At 44.0% G+C, this 22,747-nt stretch carries 17 protein-coding genes; 9 read left to right on the forward strand and 8 right to left on the reverse strand.

Annotated features, from left to right (window positions below; genetic code table 11):
• Nucleotides 1-219: 219 nt before the first annotated feature.
• The 3 genes from B5F78_RS09380 to B5F78_RS17200 form a co-directional block, all read right to left on the reverse strand.
• Nucleotides 220-852, reverse strand: coding sequence for a trimeric intracellular cation channel family protein (locus tag B5F78_RS09380; protein WP_022040879.1), 633 nt, complete (start codon nucleotides 850-852; stop codon nucleotides 220-222).
• A gap of 99 nt (nucleotides 853-951) precedes the next feature.
• Nucleotides 952-2,469, reverse strand: a complete 1,518-nt coding sequence (locus tag B5F78_RS09385) for a DUF3078 domain-containing protein (protein ID WP_087406570.1) — start codon at nucleotides 2,467-2,469, stop codon at nucleotides 952-954.
• A 235-nt stretch (nucleotides 2,470-2,704) separates the two neighbouring features.
• Nucleotides 2,705-2,878, reverse strand: a complete 174-nt coding sequence (locus B5F78_RS17200; RefSeq protein ID WP_162608516.1) for a hypothetical protein — start codon at nucleotides 2,876-2,878, stop codon at nucleotides 2,705-2,707.
• Nucleotides 2,879-3,329: 451 nt separating this feature from the next.
• Between B5F78_RS17200 and B5F78_RS09390 the strand changes: the two genes are divergently transcribed.
• Together B5F78_RS09390 and yidC are read left to right on the forward strand one after the other, a co-directional pair.
• The gene (locus B5F78_RS09390; protein ID WP_022040877.1) at nucleotides 3,330-4,928 is read left to right on the forward strand and encodes a CTP synthase; all 1,599 of its coding nucleotides are present in this window, start codon (nucleotides 3,330-3,332) and stop codon (nucleotides 4,926-4,928) included.
• A 116-nt stretch (nucleotides 4,929-5,044) separates the two neighbouring features.
• Nucleotides 5,045-6,904 (forward strand): membrane protein insertase YidC, encoded by a 1,860-nt coding sequence (yidC, locus tag B5F78_RS09395; RefSeq protein ID WP_022040876.1) that lies wholly within the window; start codon nucleotides 5,045-5,047, stop codon nucleotides 6,902-6,904.
• Here yidC and B5F78_RS17205 read toward each other — a convergent pair.
• Nucleotides 6,901-7,071 carry a hypothetical protein gene (locus B5F78_RS17205; protein WP_158100112.1) on the reverse strand — a complete coding sequence of 57 codons (171 nt, stop codon included), beginning with the start codon at nucleotides 7,069-7,071 and terminating at the stop codon, nucleotides 6,901-6,903. The genes yidC and B5F78_RS17205 overlap by 4 nt on opposite strands.
• A 272-nt stretch (nucleotides 7,072-7,343) precedes the next feature.
• Between B5F78_RS17205 and B5F78_RS09400 the strand changes: the two genes are divergently transcribed.
• Nucleotides 7,344-9,020 (forward strand): putative transporter, encoded by a 1,677-nt coding sequence (locus tag B5F78_RS09400; RefSeq protein WP_087397845.1) that lies wholly within the window; start codon nucleotides 7,344-7,346, stop codon nucleotides 9,018-9,020.
• Nucleotides 9,021-9,137: 117 nt separating this feature from the next.
• Here B5F78_RS09400 and B5F78_RS09405 read toward each other — a convergent pair whose 3' ends face one another.
• Nucleotides 9,138-9,581 (reverse strand): PepSY-like domain-containing protein, encoded by a 444-nt coding sequence (locus B5F78_RS09405; protein WP_022040874.1) that lies wholly within the window; start codon nucleotides 9,579-9,581, stop codon nucleotides 9,138-9,140.
• A gap of 379 nt (nucleotides 9,582-9,960) precedes the next feature.
• On the opposite strand from B5F78_RS09405, the gene B5F78_RS09410 reads away from it, so the two are divergent.
• From B5F78_RS09410 to B5F78_RS09430, 5 genes are all read left to right on the forward strand, one after another.
• Nucleotides 9,961-11,136: an iron-containing alcohol dehydrogenase gene (locus B5F78_RS09410; protein WP_087209849.1), complete on the forward strand. Its 1,176-nt coding sequence runs from the start codon at nucleotides 9,961-9,963 to the stop codon at nucleotides 11,134-11,136.
• A gap of 80 nt (nucleotides 11,137-11,216) precedes the next feature.
• Nucleotides 11,217-11,708 (forward strand): pyridoxamine 5'-phosphate oxidase family protein, encoded by a 492-nt coding sequence (locus tag B5F78_RS09415; protein WP_022040872.1) that lies wholly within the window; start codon nucleotides 11,217-11,219, stop codon nucleotides 11,706-11,708.
• A 148-nt stretch (nucleotides 11,709-11,856) separates the two neighbouring features.
• Complete coding sequence (locus B5F78_RS09420) at nucleotides 11,857-12,288, forward strand: hypothetical protein (protein WP_022040871.1); 432 nt, start codon at nucleotides 11,857-11,859, stop codon at nucleotides 12,286-12,288.
• Between the two features lie 107 nt (nucleotides 12,289-12,395).
• Nucleotides 12,396-14,519: a S9 family peptidase gene (locus B5F78_RS09425; RefSeq protein ID WP_204430970.1), complete on the forward strand. Its 2,124-nt coding sequence runs from the start codon at nucleotides 12,396-12,398 to the stop codon at nucleotides 14,517-14,519.
• 5 nt (nucleotides 14,520-14,524) lie between these two features.
• A complete protein-coding gene (locus tag B5F78_RS09430) occupies nucleotides 14,525-15,181 on the forward strand; it encodes an HAD family hydrolase (protein WP_022040869.1) in 657 nt (218 codons plus the stop codon).
• Nucleotides 15,182-15,349: 168 nt separating this feature from the next.
• Here the strand turns inward: B5F78_RS09430 and scpA are convergent, their stop codons facing one another.
• The 3 genes from scpA to ligA form a co-directional block, all read right to left on the reverse strand.
• On the reverse strand, nucleotides 15,350-17,497 hold the full coding sequence (scpA, locus tag B5F78_RS09435; RefSeq protein WP_022040868.1) for a methylmalonyl-CoA mutase: 2,148 nt from the start codon (nucleotides 17,495-17,497) through the stop codon (nucleotides 15,350-15,352).
• A 40-nt stretch (nucleotides 17,498-17,537) separates the two neighbouring features.
• Nucleotides 17,538-19,400, reverse strand: coding sequence for a methylmalonyl-CoA mutase small subunit (gene mutA, locus B5F78_RS09440; protein WP_087406572.1), 1,863 nt, complete (start codon nucleotides 19,398-19,400; stop codon nucleotides 17,538-17,540).
• A 505-nt stretch (nucleotides 19,401-19,905) separates the two neighbouring features.
• Nucleotides 19,906-21,906 (reverse strand): NAD-dependent DNA ligase LigA, encoded by a 2,001-nt coding sequence (gene ligA, locus B5F78_RS09445; RefSeq protein WP_087406577.1) that lies wholly within the window; start codon nucleotides 21,904-21,906, stop codon nucleotides 19,906-19,908.
• A gap of 102 nt (nucleotides 21,907-22,008) precedes the next feature.
• On the opposite strand from ligA, the gene trmD reads away from it, so the two are divergent.
• On the forward strand, nucleotides 22,009-22,683 hold the full coding sequence (trmD, locus tag B5F78_RS09450; RefSeq protein ID WP_022039191.1) for a tRNA (guanosine(37)-N1)-methyltransferase TrmD: 675 nt from the start codon (nucleotides 22,009-22,011) through the stop codon (nucleotides 22,681-22,683).
• Nucleotides 22,684-22,747: the final 64 nt, after the last annotated feature.

Raw genomic sequence — 22,747 nt, forward strand, 5'->3', positions numbered from 1 at the left:
GCTCCTGTTCTTCGTCAGATAGCCCGCTATCTTCCTCATCACAGAAGCGGAAATGCCTCAAAAACTCATCCCAAATCATCGCACGATAAATTCAAAACAGCTTCTCAATGCCGGAGAAGATTATCTTCTACATCGGGAAACAACCGTTGTGCTAAAAAACTGTTTTGAATTTCTACAAAAAGTCTTTCTTGGTTTGATATATTCGTTTAATCCGTCTGTCTATTCTTTCTCTTGCTGATTTGTGGGGTCTCCTTTCAAGATGGGAAGAGTAATTTGATATTTCACGGCTAGGATACGGACTATCAATACCGTCATTCCGCCTACAATCTGCGAGACATAATCCTCCATGCCCAATTGAAGGCAACCCCAATATGCAAGTCCTCCAATCACACATGCCATGGCATAAATTTCTTTTCGGAAAATCAACGGAATCTCGTTTATAAAAACATCACGGATTACTCCTCCTGCCGCACCTGTTATGCTCCCCATGATAATAGCGACCCAAAACGGAAATCCCAAAGCAATAGTCTTACCGAATCCTACTACAGTAAATAATGCAAGTCCAATACTGTCGAAAAAGAAAAAAGTGTTATTCAGATGAATCAGGTATTTGCCAAAAATAATAACGAAAAACATGGCAAAAGCCGTACAGATTAAATAGATGGGGTCGGTCATCCATACGGGTGTCACGTTTAGCATCACATCACGCAGGGTTCCACCTCCGATGGCTGTTGCCAACCCCACGATATATGCTCCAAACCAGTCAAAACGTTTGGCGGAAGCCAAACGGATGCCGCTAATAGCGAAAGCAAATGTGCCTATGAAATCAAGAATTTGAACAAATGAAATCATAATTTTATGTCTAAATTTATAACATACATCACAAAACCCTACAGGTCCGGTATCCCTATCTGTTTCTGTGACAAAATAAGTTTAATCTCTACTCTTTTCTCACCACGTGTAATTGAATCCTAGACTCAACAATTCCTGAAGTTGAAAATAACTATCGTCATCCGCTTCAAGCGTTACCGAATCATCGAAACGTGCGTGCACGAATAACTTTGTTGAAAAATATTTATTGAATGCAAACGTAAACGTATTTTCCCATTCTGCCAAGACTTTTTCATAATTTGTCGTATACGAAAAACGTGACTCCCATAGCAAGTTGTTCAACAGGTTCCATTTCAACGTGGTTTCCAGGCGCGAACCCAACTGATTCTCTATCTTATGTCCTGCCTCGATATTGAATTTAGTCGGGTCTACCCGGTCGCTTGTCACACTATAGCGTGAGTAGTTGAACGGATTGATCAGGACAGACAAGTTACAGATGTTGTCTTTCACATATTTATAATCCATACCGATACCGATGTTCAGTTCGGCAGGAGAGAGTAAGCCCGAAACGAGATTGTCCGAGTTCGTATCATATTTGGAAAAGAATTGAGTCTTGAATTCTGCCGAAATCGTATAATACCAGTTCCAGATTGCTTTGTAGCCGAATTTCGAACTGATGCGGAGCATATCTTCACTGGTTTTGTACTGGTGCACGGTATCCGAAGGGGCTGTGATAAATCCCAGTTTCCATTCGATTTTGTTTTCAAACTGGATTTTCTGCTTGTCATCGTAATTGAATTGCCATGTCATACCAGACAAAAGCGAAACAGTACTTTCTCCTCCCTTATACCAATTGTCCGAAATATAGTTTTGTGAAAACTGGATATAACCGTTCCCTGAAATGGTCCAAAAATTCGGCCGGATTATCAATAAATTATCTTCACCCATCCGGTATGTCGATTCTGGAGTCAGCAAGGTAAGCACTTTGTTCTTTCGTGGTTTCCTGACAATCATTTCATCCGGCAAAGGCTCCAGGCCGCTTAGGTCGTTTTCGTTTTTACGTACCAAATTAGGATATTGTACGTAAAAGTTTAACAGTTGGCGGTTGATGGCACGGTCGACATCCGCTGTATGCGTAAGACGGGGTATCTGGAACAGAGAATCTTTTATCGGATTTTTTTCCGGGAAAGGACTTTCCGGCTTCCAGCCATCGATAGAGATTGCCTGCTCAATAGCATCCGAGTAATATGTGGCAGGCATGGCAAGCTTGAAATAATCGGCATCCGGACGAATCCACGCCGGAGCATGTGGTATGAAGATATCATCCCAACGTTCTGACATTTCCTGCCGGGTTTTCCGATATTGGGAGAGCAGTGCATAAAAACGGGCTTTTACTTTCCGGTTTATGGGGTTTACAACCGGTTCCTTTACTACAGCAACCATTGTATCTAACGAAACAGACAATGTATCATTTACCGGATTTACAGCTGGAACCGATACTGAATCACCCGAAAGTTCTGTTATACCTGTTGTATCTGTCGCATACACACGGTCTGTTTTTATCGAATCTGCATCCGTTTGTGCAAAGCCATACATACTTATTAATAATAATCCCACAAAAATGCCTATCGTCTTCATTTTCTTATTTTGATATATTTATATAAACATCTGTATTTCTCTCTGTGAAAGTTTAGATATCCAATAAAGTTGATGAATGGTCCGCAAGCAGTCAATACATACCCTTGAAAAATGAATATATACTGCATCCGCGATTGAATATAACTTCATCCGCCTACGGATATATACTTCATCGGCGAATGCAGTACTACTGCGTTTTCAACCCGACCGTATTGGCTAATTACGGACATTCATATTAAGAAACTATTTTGAATTTCTTCAAAAAGTTTTTCTCGTCTTGATGTTTCCGTTTTCGTGTGTGCTTTGGGCGATTTTTTGGTTCTTTCCGCTCCTGTTCTTTGTCAGATAGCCCGCTATCTTCCTCATCATACAAACGGAAATGCCTCAAAAACTCATCCCAAATCAGCACACGATAAATTCAAAACAGTTTCTAAAGTTTTTGCAAAAATACAATTTTTTCCATTTGCAGAACAGGGGTGCCTATTTAAAATAGAACCGAAATGAAAAAGAATCGCACTCTTACAACAGATATGTGGCAAAGAATGTTTATTGAGAAATGAATTCCGCATTTTGCCCAATAAGGAGTTAAAAGGAGTTATCTCAGGGAGTTAAAAGAAGTTAGAAGCCAATACTTTTGCTCATGGAAGCCATAGCAGGACTGTTGGCCTTTAACTTCTGCCGAAAGCATAACTCCTTCTAACTTCCTTTTATACTATGGGCATTTTGCGGACCACATATTAGGTTTTTATGGTTACATGCAGGATAATTTGCAGTATCATAGTGCAAGATTCGGCAATTTTTACTAATTTTGCCACTTTGAAATAGAAGTGCTAAACCAAAAACATTAAAACTAACATATTGTGGCAGAAACAAAGTACATTTTCGTAACAGGTGGTGTTGCCTCTTCTTTGGGAAAAGGCATTATTTCATCATCTATCGGTAAGTTGCTGCAAGCCAGAGGCTACAGCGTGACTATACAAAAGTTTGATCCCTACATCAACATCGATCCTGGAACACTGAACCCATACGAGCACGGTGAATGCTACGTCACGGTGGACGGACACGAGGCTGACCTCGACTTAGGACATTACGAACGCTTCCTGGGAATCCAGACAACGAAGGCGAACAACATCACGACAGGCCGTATCTACAAGAGCGTTATCGACAAGGAACGCCGCGGTGACTACCTGGGTAAGACGGTGCAGATTATTCCCCATATCACGGACGAAATCAAGCGCAACATCAAATTGTTGGGCAACAAGTACAAGTTCGATTTCGTAATTACTGAAATCGGCGGAACTGTAGGCGATATTGAGTCGCTCCCTTATCTGGAAAGCATCCGCCAGCTGAAATGGGAATTGGGACGCAACGCCTTGTGCGTGCACCTTACATATGTACCCTATCTGGCTGCAGCCGGTGAGTTGAAGACCAAACCCACACAGCATTCTGTCAAGGAATTGCAGTCGGTGGGCATCCAGCCCGACATTCTGGTATTGCGTGCCGAACACGCATTGAGTACGGGGCTGAAGAAGAAAGTGGCCTTGTTCTGTAATGTCGATGAAAATGCTGTCGTACAGTCTATCGACATGCCTACCATTTATGAAGTGCCGCTCCGCATGCAAGAGCAGGGACTTGATGTCACCATCCTCAAGAAAATGGGCCTTCCCATTGGCGAGACTCCGACACTGGGTCCGTGGCGTGCCTTCTTGGAACGCCGTCATCATGCTACAGAAGTAGTGCGTATCGGTCTGGTGGGAAAATATGACTTGCAGGATGCCTATAAGTCTATCTTGGAAGCCCTCTCGCAGGCTGCCACCTACAACGACCGCAAGGCAGATATTCATTTCATCAACAGCGAGAAGCTGAACGAAGGCAATGTGGAAGAAAATCTGAAGGACATGGACGGTGTCATCATCTGTCCGGGATTCGGTCAGCGAGGCATTGACGGCAAATTTGTAGCTATCAAGTATTGCCGTACCCATGATATACCCACTTTTGGCATTTGCCTGGGCATGCAGTGCATGGCCATCGAATTTGCCCGTAACGTATTGGGCTATGCCGATGCCAACAGCCGTGAAATGGATGAGCAGACCCCTCATAATGTCATCGATATCATGGAAGAACAGAAATCCATCACTAACATGGGTGGCACGATGCGTCTGGGAGCCTATGAATGCGTACTCGAACCAGGCTCGAAGGTTTACGAGGCCTATCAGACAGAACACATTCAGGAGCGCCACCGCCACCGCTACGAGTTTAACAACGACTACAAGGAAGAATTCGAGAAAGCAGGAATGAAGTGCGTGGGCATTAATCCAGAATCAGATTTGGTGGAAATCATCGAAATTCCTACCTTGCGCTGGTTCATTGGTACCCAGTTCCACCCCGAATACAGCAGCACCGTGCTCAAGCCGCACCCGCTGTTCTTGTCATTCGTCAAAGCGGCAATCAGCAAGTAAAAAGATTCGCACAGAGAACACAGGGATATGCAGAGTATTTAACTAAAAAAATCTTCTGGTATATCCTGTGCCCTCTTGTGGAAACAGAAAAGAATAACTCATAAATTTAAAAGCAAATGGATAAAAACACGTTAGTGGGAGCCATCCTGATTGGCGCAGTTGTCATCGGATTCAGCATCTACAGCCGCCCTAGCCAGGAAGAGATGGAGCGTGCACAGCACTACCAGGACTCCATCGAGACTGTGGTGCAACAGCAGGAAGAACAGATGCTGAAAGCCAAGCAGGCTGAAGCTGCACAAGTGCTTCAGGCAGACTCCACTTCGCAATTCTTCGCCCATACCCAAGGCACCGAACAGTTCACTACCCTCGAAAACAACGTCGTGCAAATCACGCTTTCCAACAAGGGAGGACGAGTAAGCAAGGCGATGCTGAAAGAATACAATGACCAGCAAAAGCAACCGCTGGTATTGTTCGATGGCGATGATGCCTCGCTCAACATCGGTTTCGAAGGAAAGAACGAGAACATATTGAGCAGCAATCTGTATTTTGAAACCACGGATGTAACCGATAGCACCGTAACAATGCGCTTGAACGCGGCGAATGGTGGACATTTGGACTTCAAGTACCGCCTGTTGCCAGACTCGTACATGCTCGACTTTACCGTGCAGGCCAGCGGTTTGCAGAACTTTTTTTCGCCTGCGGTAAAGACTATGACTATCGACTGGAAGCAACGTGCACGCCAGATGGAGAAAGGATACAACTTCGAGCAGCGATATACCTCGCTAACCTACAAGCCGGTGGGGGATAGCTTCGACTACTTAAGCGAGACCAAGGATGAGCAGGCAAGTATAACCGAACCGCTTGATTGGGTAGCGTTTAAGAACCAATACTTCTCGTGTGTGTTTATGGCTGAGAAGAACTTCGAAAATGCTACTCTTGACTCGAAGATGGAAGAAAAAAGTAGCGGCTATATGAAAAATTATCATGCCGGCATGCAAACAGCTTTCGATCCTACCGGTACACAGCCCAGCCACTTCCAGTTCTACTTTGGCCCCAACCATTTCAAGACATTGCTGGCCAGCAATGACCTGAGCTTCAAAGATAAAGATCAGGAACTGGAAGACCTGGTTTACTTGGGTTGGCCCATTATACGGCTCATTAACCGCTGGTTCACCATCAACCTCTTCGACTGGTTGTCGGGACTGGGACTGAGCATGGGTGTCGTTATCCTGCTGATGACTATCATCGTGAAGATATTGGTACTGCCCACTACGTGGAAATCGTTTATATCTTCGGCTAAGATGCGTGCCCTGAAACCTTATGTAGATAAAATCAACGAGAAATATCCCAAGCAGGAAGATGCGCTCAAGAAACAACAGGAAACCATGTCGCTTTACAGCCAGTACGGCGTAAGTCCGATGGGAGGGTGCTTGCCGATGCTGATACAGACACCAGTGTTCATGGCGCTATTCTTTTTCGTACCCAATGCTATCGAGTTGCGTCAGCAGAGTTTTCTGTGGGCCAGCGATCTTTCATCGTATGATGATTTGATTCACTGGAGCACCAGTATCCCGTTGCTGGGAAATCATCTCAGCCTGTTCTGCCTGCTTTTCAGTGCCACTACGGTAATCAACCAGATTATCATGATGAAACAGCAAGACACAGGTGCCAACCCACAGATGGCAGCTATGAAATGGATGATGTATATCATGCCGGTAATGTTCTTTTTTATTTTCAATGAATATGCTTCGGGGTTGAGTTATTATTACTTTATCTCTGGGTTAATAGGTATTCTTACGATGTGGATCATGCGGCGTATGACCGATGAAAAGAAGTTGCTGGCACAACTGGAAGCCAATAAGAAAGCGCCTTCTGAACGCAAGCAGAGCGGACTGATGGCGAAGCTGGAAGCCTTGCAGAAAGAGCAGGAACGCCTGCAGAAGGAACGTGAAGGACGAATGAATAAAAAACATTAAGAAGCTGTTTTGAATTTCTCCAAAAAGTTTTTCTTGGCTTGATGTATCCGTTTTCGTGTGTGCTTTGGGCAATTTTTTGGTCCTTTCCGCTCCTGTTCTTCGTCAGATAGCCCGCTATCTTCCTCATCACAGAAGCGAAAATGCCTCAAAAACTCATCCCAAATCATCGCACGATAAATTCAAAACAGCTTCTAAGAATTGTTTTTCAATAAAATAAAAAAGCTCTGTTCTATTAAGAATCGGAGCTTTTTCATTTTATTGAAAACAGAATTTACAGAGGAACATCAGTGAATCACAGACAAACAATTTCTGTGCATTAGAAATGTATTTACAATGCTATATTGCTATACATTCTCTAATTTTATTTCTTTTTTTAGAGCAAAAGCTTTGACATATTATTTGATTTGGTTACATTTGCGCAACTTAAAGAGATAATATTATGAATTGGCTACAAGATTTATTGACGAATCCCAACTCCATAGCGCACATTGTTGCGCTTTATGCCTTTGTAATTTCAGGCGGAGTACTCTTAGGGAAAATTAAAATTTTCGGCATCTCGCTGGGAGTTACTTTTGTCTTGTTCGTTGGAATCTTAGCAGGGCATTTCGGCTTTACGGGGAATCCTGCCATTCTTTCTTTCCTACAAGACTTTGGGTTAATATTGTTTGTCTTCTGCATTGGTCTGCAGGTTGGTCCTTCATTTTTCTCCTCATTTAAGGAGGGAGGAATTAGACTGAACCTACTTGCTACTGGAATTGTTGCATTTAATATCATTGTTGCCCTTATTATTTATTATGCCTTGCAAGGACGCATTGAAGTTCCGATGATTGTGGGTATCCTTTGTGGTGCAGTAACGAATACACCGGGGCTAGGAGCTGCCAATGAAGCGTTGCAACAGTTACACTATGAAGGTCCGGAAATTGCCATGGGATATGCATGTGCTTATCCGTTGGGAGTAATCGGCATTATTCTTTCAATGATTCTTATCCGCTATATATGCAGGGTAGATCTTGAAAAGGAATCGGAAGCTATCCAACAAGCCGAAGAAGCCAACCCACATCTGAAACCTTATCGAATCCAGCTAAGGGTGGAAAATCCGGCTTTAAATGGCAAGACTATTTTGCAGTTGCAAAATTTCTTGGCACGTAATTTAGTGTGTTCGCGTATCCTCCAAAACGGAGAGGTAAATATTCCTAATTCTAAAACAGTGCTACACACAGGTGATGAAATGAACATCGTATGTGCCGAAGATGACGCAGAGGCAATAGAGGCCTTTATCGGTTCAAAAATTGAAGTGGACTGGGAACATCAGAATACAGAAAACAAACCGATGGTATCGCGCCGTATTTTGGTGACACAACCTTCTATTAACGGGAAAACTGTGGGTGAACTGCATTTCAGTAGCATGTATGGTGTGAATGTGACTCGTGTCAATCGTTCGGGTATGGATCTTTTTGCAGCCCGAAGTTTAACATTGCAGGTCGGTGACCGTGTAATGGTAGTAGGACCGCAAGATGCCATTGAACGTGTGGCTGGAATGTTAGGTAACCAGTTGAAACGTTTGGACCACCCCAATATTGTGACTATTTTTGTGGGGATTCTTTGTGGTATTATTTTTGGCAGCCTGCCATTTGCTATTCCAGGTATCCCTACACCTGTAAAGCTAGGCTTAGCAGGTGGTCCATTAATCATTTCTATTCTGATTGGACGTTTCGGATATAAAGTTCATTTAGTGACTTATACTACAATGAGTGCAAATCTGATGCTGCGTGAAGTCGGATTGGTTTTGTTCTTGGCAAGTGTGGGCGTCAAGGCTGGTGAAAACTTCGTGCAAACTGTTGTCGAAGGTGATGGTTTGCTATATGTAGGAGTCGGTTTTCTTATTACATTACTTCCTTTAATGATTATCGGCTTAATAGCACGGTTATACTATAAAATCAATTATTATACCCTGATAGGTTTGATCGCTGGTAGTACAACTGATCCACCAGCGCTGGCATATTCTAATCAAGTGTCAGGTAATGACGCACCAGCGGTAGGTTACTCTACAGTATATCCATTAGTTATGTTCTTGCGAATTTTAACTGCACAATTATTCATCCTATTTATGGCTTAAACCACTAAAAGCCAATAATAAATTCAATAGGAGAGGAGCAAAAAATAGAATTAATAAATGAACAATTGACAATTATGGTGCTACCAGCTAATTGTCAATTGTTCATTGTTAGGTTACTTAGTCATTATCATTATCCATATCGATGAGATTTCCATTAAGGTCAAAAGTCAATTCCCAAAAATTGGAGAGTCTTACTTCGTATTCATAACGGTCTTTCTCAATCTTTATTACATTGGCATCGGGATAATTGCTTTTTACGAATTCTTGTACTTTGGTTGGCACTATGGCTTGTGGAACCGTCATCCGCCGGCAACTCACATCTTTCCAATTACCTTTTTTATCGAATTCAACCTTATCACCATTGATGAATATAACATCGTAGGACGAATCAAGAAATTCTTTTTCCATTTTGACAAAAGCAACTTTCGCATCAGCAAAATGTTGCTTAATAAAAGTTTGTGCAGCCGCCGGCAGCTGTTCAAAAGTAATAGGCTTATCATTGTCTGCCATAGCTACTTGCATCGAAAACATACATACTAATAAAAACATCCACTTTTTCATAAGGCTTACATTTTTAATGGTTAATAATTTCATTCCGTTTAATTTTTCTATTGCAAAGTAAAGCAGCAAATCTGAAAGAATTTGGGAATTGAAAAAATTAGAATACCTATTAACATTCTTTTTATGTTTATCAATTCGATAAAAACAAATGATTGAAAGTGGTGGGAATATTATTATGAATTAAACATAATCGCGATTATACTAACATTGAACGTTCATCCAATTTTATAATAGTCAGTAAAAGTATGCGATTTATCGAGAATATTATCTACCTTTGTCTGCAGAACTCATTGTTCCTAAACATGGAAAGACAAAAGAAATAAACCGAATCAAATTTGATTTTGTAATCTACTAAAATCAATTTAACCAAATTAAAAGTATGAATAATTTTATGTTTTACAGTCCCACAGAGTTTGTTTTCGGTAAAGATACTGAACTACAGACGGGAACGTTAGTGAAAAAATTTCACGGGACAAATGTATTGATAGTATATGGAAAAAGTTCTGTCCGAAAAAATGGTTTATTGAATCGCGTAAAAAAATCGTTAGAAGAAATAGGCATTGTCTACACCGAACTAGCAGATGTGCAACCTAATCCTACTGATTTGAAAGTGTACGAAGGCATTGAGCTAGGAAGACGTAACCAAGTAGATTTTCTCTTACCTATAGGCGGAGGTTCTGTTATTGACACGGCTAAAGCGATTGCTGCCGGCATCCCTTATGAAGGTGATTTTTGGGATTTCTTCACCGGTAAGAGTGTGCCCCACATAGCGCTGCCTGTGGGTGTGGTGCTCACCATCCCTGCGGCAGGTAGCGAAGGGTCAGGCAATTCGGTCATCACGAAAGTGGACGGACTAAAGAAACTAAGCTTACGCACTCCTGAAGTGTTACGTCCACAATTTGCCATAATGAATCCAGAATTAACTTATACCCTACCTGCTTGGCAGACAGCAAGTGGCATCACCGACATGATGGCGCATATCATGGAGCGTTATTTTACAAATACTCCTGGTACGGAAGTAACCGACCGCCTGTGCGAAGGCATCTTGAAAGCCATTATCGAGGAAGCACGGAAAATAATAGCCGACCCGTATAATTACGAAGCCCGTGCCAACATCATGTGGGCAGGTACCATAGCCCATAATGGCATTTGTGGTACAGGCTGTGAAGAAGACTGGGCCTCTCACTTCATGGAACACGAAGTAAGTGCTCTCTACGATGTGACTCACGGAGCGGGTCTTGCCGTAATTTTCCCTGCATGGCTCACTTACATGATTAACCATAATGTTGGCAAAGTAGCGCAATATGCTGAACGCGTATGGGATGTGCCGGTTAGTGAAGACCAAAAAGCAGTGGCACAAGAAGGTATCACACGCCTGAAAGCCTTCTTATGTGAAATCGGCATGCCTACAACGTTCCGGGAACTTGGCATCGAACACCCAGACATTGACAAACTGGTAAAACATCTGCATGCCAATAAGGGTGAACGAGTAGGTAACTACGTTCCCTTAGACCGCCAGGCAACACGGGAAATTTATGAGATAGCCAATAGTTAACGAAAAAAATTAAGGATATTAAAAAAGTTAAAGGAGTGACCAATTCCTTCTGCTTCTGACTTCAAATAAAAACTAGTCTTATGAGATTTGACAATTCAACCATCCGTCGGCAAGACCGGACACTGGAACAAGAACGCGCCTTTGAAATCTTGCGGGAAGGCGAATATGGCGTGCTGTCTATGCGCAGCGAGGACGGGAACGGTGCGTACGGAATCCCCCTTAGTTACGTGTGGGACCGCGGCAATTCCATCTATATCCATTGCGCCCCTACTGGACACAAGCTATTGTGTATTGATGCCTGCCCACAAGTGTCCTTCTGCGTAATAGGACGTACGCAAGTAAAGCCAGCGCAGTTCACTACTGCCTATGAAAGCGTGATTGTGCAATGTACTGCTCACCGCAGCTTACATGAGGCGGAACGCATGTCGGCGCTCTCGCTCTTACTTAGCAAGTATTGTCCAGATAATAAGATGCAAGGCATCGAATATGCCCAAAAGTCGTTCCATCGTACGGAAATAATCCGATTAGACATAGAGCTTGTCAGTGCCAAAAGCAAACAAGCATTTGTCTAAGTTAAACACGAAAAGCTTATTGGAAAGAGGGAAATCCCTATCATGAATAGGAATCTCCCTTGTCCGATTTAGGAAAAATAAGTTGGAAGTACCGAGTGTCAAGTTTATCTTTGCACATAGAAACCAACAACAAGAAAAGGAGGATGACATGAAAACCCAGACACACAAACTTTACCGCATATTTTTCCTGACGGCAATGGTGCTCACATTAGCTTCATGTGAATACGCAGGAATAGGAATCGAATTTGGAAATGGCACGAACAGTTACCGCGAATGTACCGATTATCTATGCAGCAGGACATGGGTGGAAGAATGGTACGATGAGTATGACACGTATTATTATCAGGAACTTCGCTTCTACCCCGATAATACAGGTACGGACTACCTCTATCAAGAAGACCGGTATGGGAACCGAAACGAGTCAACGATGCATTTCGGATGGGACTGGTGGAATGTTTCATACACCAGCATCCGAATTGACTACCGGAACGGTTATTCGTACATGGATAACATCCAGATGGGAGGCAACCAGTTGAACTGCTTGTTCGACAACTATCCGGCCTATTTTACCGGAAAGTGAACTGCACATTCACTACCAAATACAGAAGAGCTATTGAAAACAGACTATGCTTCCCTGTCTTTCTATGGTGAAATAATTGAACAACCTAAATTTAACATTAAAAATAAATGAAAACAAGTTTAATGACTATGACTGCCGCCGTGATGCTTGCTGCAAGTGGACAGACGTACGCCGGCGTACAAACAGATAAACCTTTTATCGGCAAACAGGAGATAACCATCAAAGACGGCCGGTTAACCCCCGAAGCCCTTTGGGCAATGGGTCGTATCGGTAGCACCAATGTGTCGCCCGATGGAAAACGGATTGTCTACACCGTATCATATTACAGCGTAAAGGAAAACGCTAGTCACACGGTCATCTATGTGATGAACGCTGACGGTACGGGAAACACTATGCTCACCACCTCTGCAACTAGTGAAAATTCCCCTACCTGGATAAAAAACGGTACCAAAATCGCTTTCCTCACATCGGAAAGTGGAAGCAGCCAGCTTTGGGAAATGAATCCTGATGGCAGCGGACGCAAGCAACTCTCGGCACACCCAAGCGATATTGAAGGCTTCCAGTTCTCACCCGACGAAAACAAGGTACTTTTTATTGCTCAAGTAAAATACGGCGAACGCACCTCCGACCTATATCCTGACCTTGACAAGGCGAGCGGACGGGTGATAGATGACTTAATGTACAAGCACTGGGACGAATGGGTGGAAACAATCCCACACCCTTTCATTGCATCTTTTGACGGCAACCAAGTGGGCGATGCTACCGATATCTTAGCTGGAGAGCCTTATGAATCACCGATGAAGCCTTTCGGAGGCATCGAACAACTGGCATGGAGTAACGATGGCAAGCAAATAGCCTATACTTGCCGCAAAAAAAACGGTAAAGAGTATGCCGTATCGACCGACTCGGACATCTACCTTTACGACATTAATACCAAACAGACTCGCAACCTCTGCAAAGAAGATGCCATCGATAAGAACTTGGGCTATGATACCAACCCACAATTTTCGCCAGACGGTAAGCACATTGCCTGGCAAAGTATGGAACGAGATGGCTACGAAAGCGATCGTAACCGCCTGTGCGTAATGAATCTGGACAGTGGAGAGAAAATCTACGTGACGGAAACATTCCAATCAGGCGTGGATAGCTACTGCTGGGCTCCAGACAGTGAGACCTTATACTTTACAGGCGTATGGCACGCTACCAGCATGATTCATAGTACCAACCTGAAGGGAGAGGTGAAACAACTCACTGAAGGAATGTACGATTATACATCGGTCAGCATGTTGAATGATAAGCAACTGCTTACCATGCGCCATTCGCTGAGCGAAGCTGACGAGCTTTTTACTGTCGACCTGAAAGAAAAACACAAGGTGACTCGCATCACGACGGAAAACGACCATATCTTCGGCCAATTGAAGAAAGGAAAGGTAGAACCCCGTTGGACCAAAACCGTAGACGGCAAGGACATGCTCTCGTGGGTAGTTTATCCCACAGACTTTGACCCGAGCAAGAAATACCCCACCCTACTCTTCTGTGAAGGAGGACCGCAAAGCCCCGTCAGTCAGTTCTGGAGCTATCGCTGGAACCTGCAAATCATGGCTGCCAATGGTTACATAGTCATCGCTCCCAACCGTCGCGGATTGCCTGGATTCGGCATGGAATGGTTGGAGGAAATCAGTACTAACTATGGCGGACATTGCATGGATGATTACTTGAGCGCAATAGACGATATTGCCCAGGAACCCTACGTTGACAAGGAACGCCTAGGTTGCGTGGGAGCCAGCTTTGGAGGATACTCGGTATACTGGCTCGCCGGACACCACAACAAACGTTTCAAGGCTTTTATCGCCCACGATGGATTCTTCAACATGGAACAACAATACTTAGAAACCGAAGAACTGTGGTTTACCAACTGGGACTTAGGCGGTCCATATTGGGATAAGCAGAACCCTGCCGTACAGCGCAGCTATGCCAACTCGCCACACCTCTTCGTCGATAAATGGGATACACCTATCCTTTGTATCCATGGTGAAAAGGATTACCGCATCCTCGCTTCACAGGGAATGGCAGCTTTCAATGCTGCCAAACTCAGAGGAGTGCCCGCTGAACTACTCATTTTTCCCGATGAGAACCACTGGGTGCTGAAACCTCAGAATGGTGTATTATGGCAACGCATTTTCTTTCGCTGGTTGGACAAATGGCTAAAAAATAACCCTAGAAACAAATAACAAGTATGATAAAGAATGTTGTATTTGATTTCGGTGGCGTGATAGTCGACCTCGACCGCGAACAAGCGGTCAAGGCTTTTGTACATCTTGGTCTGACCGATGCCGGCCACATTCTTGACAAGTATCACCAGACCGGAATATTTCAAGAATTGGAAGAAGGGAAACTGCGCGAAGAAGACTATCGTGAGAAACTGGGGCAATTGTGCGGACGCACACTGAAGCGCGAAGAAGTACGTCAGGCCTGGATGAGTTTCGTGAGTGGCATGGACTTGCGCAAACTGGACTACATCACCGAATTGCGCAAGCAGGGGTATCGTACCTTCCTACTTAGTAACACCAATCCCTACCTGATGGATTATTGGGCACGCACGCCCCAGTTCACTCCTTCGGGTAAAAGCATTGACACGTATTTCGACAAGCTCTACCTCTCGTTCGAGATGAGATGCATGAAACCTGGAATGGATATTTTCAAAAAAATGTTGGAAGACGCACGGATGCAGCCTGAAGAAACACTATTCATTGATGATAGTATAACGAATATAGAATCAGGTAAAAAAGCAGGTATGAACACTTTATGCGTATCAAATCTGTCTGATTGGCGGAAACAAGTAGATAATCTACTGGCAAAAGTCAACCAATCAGGTCTTATCCAGAAGTCATGACAGTACGGGAAGTTTACTAAGATTCAGCAATTTGCACAATAAAGATGGCATATAAGATGATTAAATAGGTAGTTCATCTTCATATGCCATCTTTTATTTTTAAGGACATTCGGATAATCCTGAAACAGGCTTTTATATTTCCCTGAGACCTTCTATAAATTCACACAATTAATCCTCGCCAAGCAAGAATTCCATAACTTGACATGCCGACTTCGCAACCGAAGTTCCAGGACCAAATATAGCCATTACACCAGCCCGATAAAGAAAATCGTAGTCTTGCGGAGGAATAACACCACCGGCAAATACAAGTATGTCTTCACGGCCTAAATTTTTCAGCTCTGCGATAATTTGTGGAATAAGTGTCTTATGTCCTGCAGCCAGTGATGATACTCCTACAGCATGCACATCGTTCTCTACAGCTTCACGAGCTGCTTCTGCCGGAGTTTGAAACAAAGGACCCATATCTACATCGAAGCCACAATCAGCAAATCCTGTGGCTACAACTTTAGCCCCTCGGTCGTGTCCGTCTTGTCCCATTTTAGCAATCATTACCCGCGGACGCCTTCCCTCTTTTTTGGCAAACTCTTCGGTTAACTCACACGCCCGTGTAAAGTCTGCATCTTTTTTACTTTCTGATGAATACACGCCTGAAATTGTTTTAATTACTGCTTTATATCTTCCTACCACCTTTTCGCATGCGTACGAAATCTCACCCAATGTTGCACGTACTTTGGCTGCCGCCACTGCAAGTTCAAGTAAATTCCCCTTACCGGTGCGTACACATTCTGTAATTGCATTCAAGGCATTATCTACCTCTTCTTGATTTCTTCCTTCACGCAGACGTCGCAGATTCTCTATTTGTTCTTGACGTACAGCTGTATTATCTACTTCCAGGATATCAATCGGATCTTCTTTTTCCAAACGATACTTGTTAGTACCAACAATAGTCTGTTCGCCCGAATCAATACGTGCCTGAGTACGTGCTGCTGCTTCTTCAATACGCATTTTCGGAATTCCTGTCTCGATAGCTTTTGCCATTCCACCCAATTTTTCAATCTCTTGAATATGTTCCCATGCACGATGGGCAAGTTCATGAGTCAATGATTCTACGTAATAAGACCCAGCCCACGGATCTATCTCACGGCAAATCTGTGTTTCTTCCTGTATATAAATTTGAGTGTTACGTGCGATACGTGCCGAAAAATCGGTAGGCAGCGCAATAGCTTCGTCTAAAGCATTGGTATGCAAAGATTGTGTATGTCCTAATGCAGCTGCCATTGCTTCAATACAAGTACGGCCAACATTATTAAAAGGATCTTGTTCGGTAAGCGACCATCCGGATGTCTGGGAATGAGTACGCAAAGTAAGTGATTTGGGGTTCTTCGGATTAAATTGCTTGACTATTTTTGCCCACAACATACGCGCCGCACGCATCTTGGCTATCTCCATGAAATGGTTCATGCCGATTGCCCAAAAGAAAGAAAGCCGAGGAGCAAAGGCATCAATGTCAATCCCAGCCGCAATCCCGGCACGAAGATATTCCAATCCATCGGCAAGAGTATAGGCAAGCTCGATATCAGCTGTAGCACCAGCTTCCTGCATGTGATAGCCTGAAATAGAAATTGAATTGAATTTGGGCATCTTCTGCGAGGTGTATTCAAAAATATCAGAAATGATTTTCATTGAAAATGCAGGTGGGTAGATATACGTATTACGCACCATGAATTCTTTCAATATGTCATTCTGAATAGTGCCAGCCATTTCCTCCAGTTTCGCTCCCTGCTCTAATCCTGCATTGATATAAAATGCCATAATAGGCAATACGGCACCATTCATGGTCATTGAAACGGACATCTTGTTCAAGGGAATGCCATCAAACAAGACTTTCATATTTTCAAGTGAACAGATAGATACACCTGCTTTCCCCACATCTCCTACTACACGAGGATGGTCCGGGTCATAGCCACGATGAGTAGGAAGATCAAACGCGACCGACAATCCTTTCTGTCCTGAAGCCAAGTTACGACGGTAAAATGCGTTCGATTCTTCTGCCGTAGAAAAACCAGCATACTGACGGATTGTCCAAGGACGGAAAGCATACATCATCGAGTAAGGTCCACGCAAAAATGGTGGAAGCCCTGCTGCATAATTAAGGTGTTCCATACCTTCCAGGTCTTCCTGGGTATAGACAGGTTTTACTTGGATTTGCTCAGGTGTTTTCCAGCTAGCAGTAATGCCATTGGAGCGTTGCCATTCTTTTCCATCTTGAGGATGAAAGCCGGCAAATATGTCAATGTCTTTAAAATTCGGTTTCATGGTTTATGGTTATTCCGTGGTTCTGTGTTCGATAAGTCAATCATAATAATTCAGCATTGAATGTACGCAAGGTTTCCAATACATTGCAACGGACATGAATGAAATGTTTAATACCTGCTGCTTTTAAGTCCTCCATGCAGGCAGGAGCACCTGCAACAATGAACATTGCACGACCGTTCAAAGCCTGATAGGCAGGCACTGCATATTGAGCATATTCATCATCACTGGAGCAAAGGACTACAACATCTGCATTTGACTTTAAAGCCGCTTCTATGCCTTCCTCCACTGAATCAAAGCCCAGGTTATCTATTACTTCATATCCGGCACATGCCAGGAAATTGCAAGAGAACTGGGCGCGTGCCTGACGCATTGCCAGATTGCCAATGGTAAGCATAAACGCTTTCGGACGTTTTCCCGAACGTTCGGTTTCCAGGCGGAGTGCTTCGAATTGGCTTGCTGCACGCTCGGTACTGAGTCTTGCAAACGATTTTTCCTCCTCATGATGATGCTTTCCATCACATCCGCACACATGTTCATACGGGACTTTACTTCCAGCTATTTCATTAAAGTTCGGATACTGATTGGTTCCCAGCAGAATTTCTTTCCGGCGTGATACAGCTTCGTGGCGTGCCTGGTTACTTTGGTTTACGGCATTCTGTACATTTTCTGCAAGAATAGCTTTTACCATTCCACCTTCTTCATCGGTTTTCAGAAACAGGTTCCATGCCTGCTTGGCTATGGATACAGTAAGGTTTTCAATGTAATATGAACCGCCAGCAGGGTCTACAATACGATTGAAGTGAGACTCTTCTTTCAGCAACAGTTGTTGGTTGCGTGCCAAACGTTCAGAAAATTCACTCGGCGTTTCATAAACACTGTCAAAAGGAGTGACGGTTATCGAATCCACCCCTGCCAAGGCTGCACTCATTGTTTCCGTCTGTGTGCGAAGCAGATTAACATACGAATCAAACAACGTCAGGTTGAATGTAGAGGTTTCTGCGTGTATATTCATTTGGCATGCCGTATCTTCCTTCGGCTGGTAAGCTTTCACTATAGACGCCCAAAGCATACGTGCAGCACGGAATTTGGCGATTTCCATAAAATAGTTAGAACTTATGCCAAAATGGAACTTGATTTTTCTTGCAGCAAGGTCTGCTGGAATTCCGCTTTCTACCAGCCTGCTAAGATATTCATTCCCCCATGCCAATGCATAGCCTAATTCTTGATAAATATAGGAGCCGGCATTGTTAAGTTGACATGCATTGACAACTACACAGCGGAAATGGGGATAATCGGCAAGAATTCGTACCAGCTCAGCTGCCTGGCTGATAATCGGGCTTACATCTTTACCTTTTTGCAGCATCTTGCCGATAGGGTCAAAATTGAGCGATCCGTAAAGTTTGTCAGAGGCATACCCTTTCTCTTTAAAATAATCGGTTAGTAACTGCGCCAACAGCACGGTGTGACGCTGGCAAGTAGTGAAGTTCAATTCGATGCTGTCACAATAGATTCCTTCCAATAACGTGCGAAGGTATTCAGCATTCAAGTCTTTTGCCTTGATATGAAATCCTAGCGAATCAACACCCTTGTTGAGTAAGGCAAGAGCATGCTGATTGGCTTCTAAAGGATTTTCCACATGGATATCTTGACGAATAAACCAGGCATTGTCATTTTTTTTATTTCCTCTCAAATAAGGGAATTCACCTGGAAGCGAATCAATTGTTTTCAGTTCTTTCAAATCTTCCCGACGATAAAAAGGCCTTACATTAAAACCTTCATTGGTTTTCCATACCAATTTCTTTTCATAGTCAGCTCCTTTCAGATCTGTCTGGATTCTGTCCATCCATTCTTGAGTTGTCACTTCTGGAAAATCGGAAAAGAGTTTTTCTCTATTATCTGTCATACTTTGTGTTTTATGGGTTTACGATTTAAGTTGATTGGCACACGGATTAAATACGCATGCTTAGGCAAATATACAAAATTATAGTAGAACAAAACTGATTTGCGGATTTTTTTTAAATGAATTCCGCAATTAGAGCCTGTCGTTTAAATTTTGCTCAGGTTAATTTTGCGAATTGTTTTCGAGGATGTTTTTCTGATTTTATGAGGAGGATAGCGAGCTATCTGACGAATAAAATCGGGAAAACAGACCGGAAACAAACGCAAAAGAACCTGATAGAATATTACTTTATTGGAAAATTTAAACAGGCTCTTAGCCAATCCGACTGAGGTGAAAAACGCAGTAGTACTGCGTCAGCCGATGAAGTATATATCCGTAAGTGGATGCAGATATATTCAATCGCGAATGCAGTATATATTCAATCGCGAATGCAGTATATATTCAATCGCGGTTGCAGTATATATTCATTTTTCAGAGGTATTGGCTGTTTGCGGAGCTCATTTTATTTTTATCCGTTTATCATATTCAGAAACTCATCTTCACTTAGGATAGGTATGCTTAGTGCACGGGCTTTTTCCAGCTTGCTGGGACCCATGTTTTCGCCGGCAAGGATGAAACTGGTCTTTTTCGAGATACTGCCCACGTTCTTCCCTCCGTGCTTCTCTATCATCTCCTTATATTCATCGCGCGAATGACGGGCGAATACGCCGCTGATGACAATCGACTTTCCCTGTAGCTTATCGGTATGCCCTGCAAGGTCTTCTTCATCGGCTTCCAGCTTCAGCCCAGCCGTACGCAGGCGTTCGATAAGGTTGCGGTTTTTCTCGTCGGCAAAATAACGCAGTATGCTGCCAGCTATCTTCTCGCCGATTTCGTCTACGTGAATCAGGTCGTCAAGCGTAGCTGTAGCCAATGCCTCGATGGAACGGAAAGCACGTGCCACTTTCTTTGCAACTGTTTCACCTACAAAACGGATGCCTAATGCAAAAAGCACCCTTTCGTAAGTCACTTCGCGCGAACGGGCAATACCTTGAATGATGTTCTCTGCCGACTTTTCGCCCATGCGTTCTAGCCGTACGAGGTCTTCTGCCTTCAGCGTGTAGAGGTCTGCTACATCGTGTATCAGTCCTTCCTGGTAGAATTGGTCGACGGTTTCAGGTCCCAAGCCTTCGATGTTCATCGCACGGCGGCTGATAAAATGCTCGATCTTCCCTTTTATCTGCGGCGGACAGGAACTTTCGTTGGTGCAGTAATAGGCTGCCTCGTCTTCGTAACGCACCAACGGGCTTCCACATTCGGGACAATGGGTGATGAAGGTTACTTTCTCGCTTCCTTCGGGACGGGATGCCACGTCTACACCTGTTATTTTCGGAATGATTTCGCCTCCCTTTTCTACATAGACGTTATCGCCAATATGCAAATCAAGTGAGGCAATGATGTCGGCGTTGTGCAACGAAGCGCGTTTGACTACCGTTCCTGCCAATTGCACGGGTTCCAAATTAGCGACAGGCGTTACGGCTCCCGTGCGCCCTACCTGATAAGTGACTTTCAGCAATCGGGTCAAAGCACGTTCTGCCTGAAACTTGTAGGCGATAGCCCAACGCGGCGATTTGGCTGTATAGCCCAAATTGCGTTGCTGGCGCAAAGAATTTACCTTTAACACAATGCCGTCGGTAGCCACGGGCAGATTCTTCCGTTCTACATCCCAATAATTGATGAAGTCGAATATCTCCTGCAGGGTCTTCACCTTGCGTGTCACGTGCGAAACCTTGAAGCCCCATCGGGCAGCCTCTTGCAGGTTTTCATAGTGTCCGTCGTGAGGCAGGTTTTCGCCCAACATATAATAAAGGTAAGAGTCAAGCTTGCGGGCTGCTACTTCGGCAGAGTTCTGCAACTTCAGCGTGCCCGAAGCCGCATTTCTCGGATTGGCAAACAAAGGCTCTTCACGCAGTTCGCGTTCGTGGTTCAGTTCCTCGAACACCTTCCAGGGCATCAGCACTTCGCCGCGCATTTCGAATTGGCGGGGATAGCCGTCGCCGTGCAGCACCAGCGGAATAGCCCGAATGGTCTTCACATTATCGGTCACGTCATCGCCTCGCACACCGTCTCCACGTGTCACGGCACGTACCAGCTTGCCGTCTTCATAAGTCAACGAAATGGAAGTGCCGTCGTATTTCAGTTCGCAGCAGATCTCAAAATCTTCGTTCAGTGCTTTGGCAATACGCTCGTAAAACTCCGTCACTTCGGCTTGCGAATAGGTGTTCCCTAACGAAAGCATCGGATAACGGTGCTCTACCTGAACAAAGTTCTTATTGATGTCGCTACCCACCCGCACCGAGGGCGAATTGGGGTCGTAATGCTCCGGATGACGGGCTTCGAGGTCTTGCAGTTCGCGCATCAGGTGGTCGAACTCCTGATCGGAGATGACGGGCGCATTCTCTACATAATATTTATAGTTGTGAAGGTGCAATTCTTCACGCAACTGGTCGATTCTTTCTATTTCTGTCATGTTCATTTCGGATGTTTCTTGCAAAAATAGCAAAAATGTGCCAGTGTGCGGTACGGGAACAACGGAAACTTCGTACTTTTGCAAAAAAAATAACAAGGAAACATGCGAATAGACATTATTACCGTTTTGCCCGAAATGATTGAGGGCTTTTTCAACTGCTCCATCATGAGCCGGGCACAAAAGAAAGGCATCGCTGAATTTCATATCCATAATTTACGTGACTACACCTTCGACCGCTACCGAAAAGTAGACGATTATCCTTTCGGCGGATGTGCAGGAATGGTGATGAAGATAGAGCCGATAGACCGTTGCATTTCGGCCCTGAAAGCCGAGCGCGATTATGACGAAGTGATTTTCACAAGCCCTGACGGCGAGCAGTTCGACCAGAAAATGGCGAACACCTTGTCGATGACTCAAAACCTGATTATCTTGTGCGGGCATTTCAAAGGCATCGATTACCGCATCCGCGAACATTTTATTACGAAGGAAATCAGTATCGGCGATTACGTACTAACTGGAGGCGAACTGGCGGCAGCCGTCATATCTGATGCCATCGTACGGGTTATCCCTGGTGTGATATCCGACGAGCAATCGGCACTGTCCGATTCATTTCAAGATAATTTACTGGCTCCACCAGTCTATACCCGTCCCGCAGAATACAAAGGATGGAAGGTACCCGATGTTCTGCTTTCGGGGCACGAAGCAAAGATACGTGAATGGGAGTTTCAACAATCTTTAGAGCGTACCAAACGGTTGCGTCCGGACTTGCTGAAGTAAGATATTTCTTTACATTTATTTCAAATCTACATATTCACGAAAAAAGGCCACAGATTTATATTTT

The sequence above is a fragment of the Bacteroides sp. An279 genome, assembly GCF_002159615.1.
Classification (GTDB): domain Bacteria; phylum Bacteroidota; class Bacteroidia; order Bacteroidales; family Bacteroidaceae; genus Phocaeicola; species Phocaeicola intestinalis.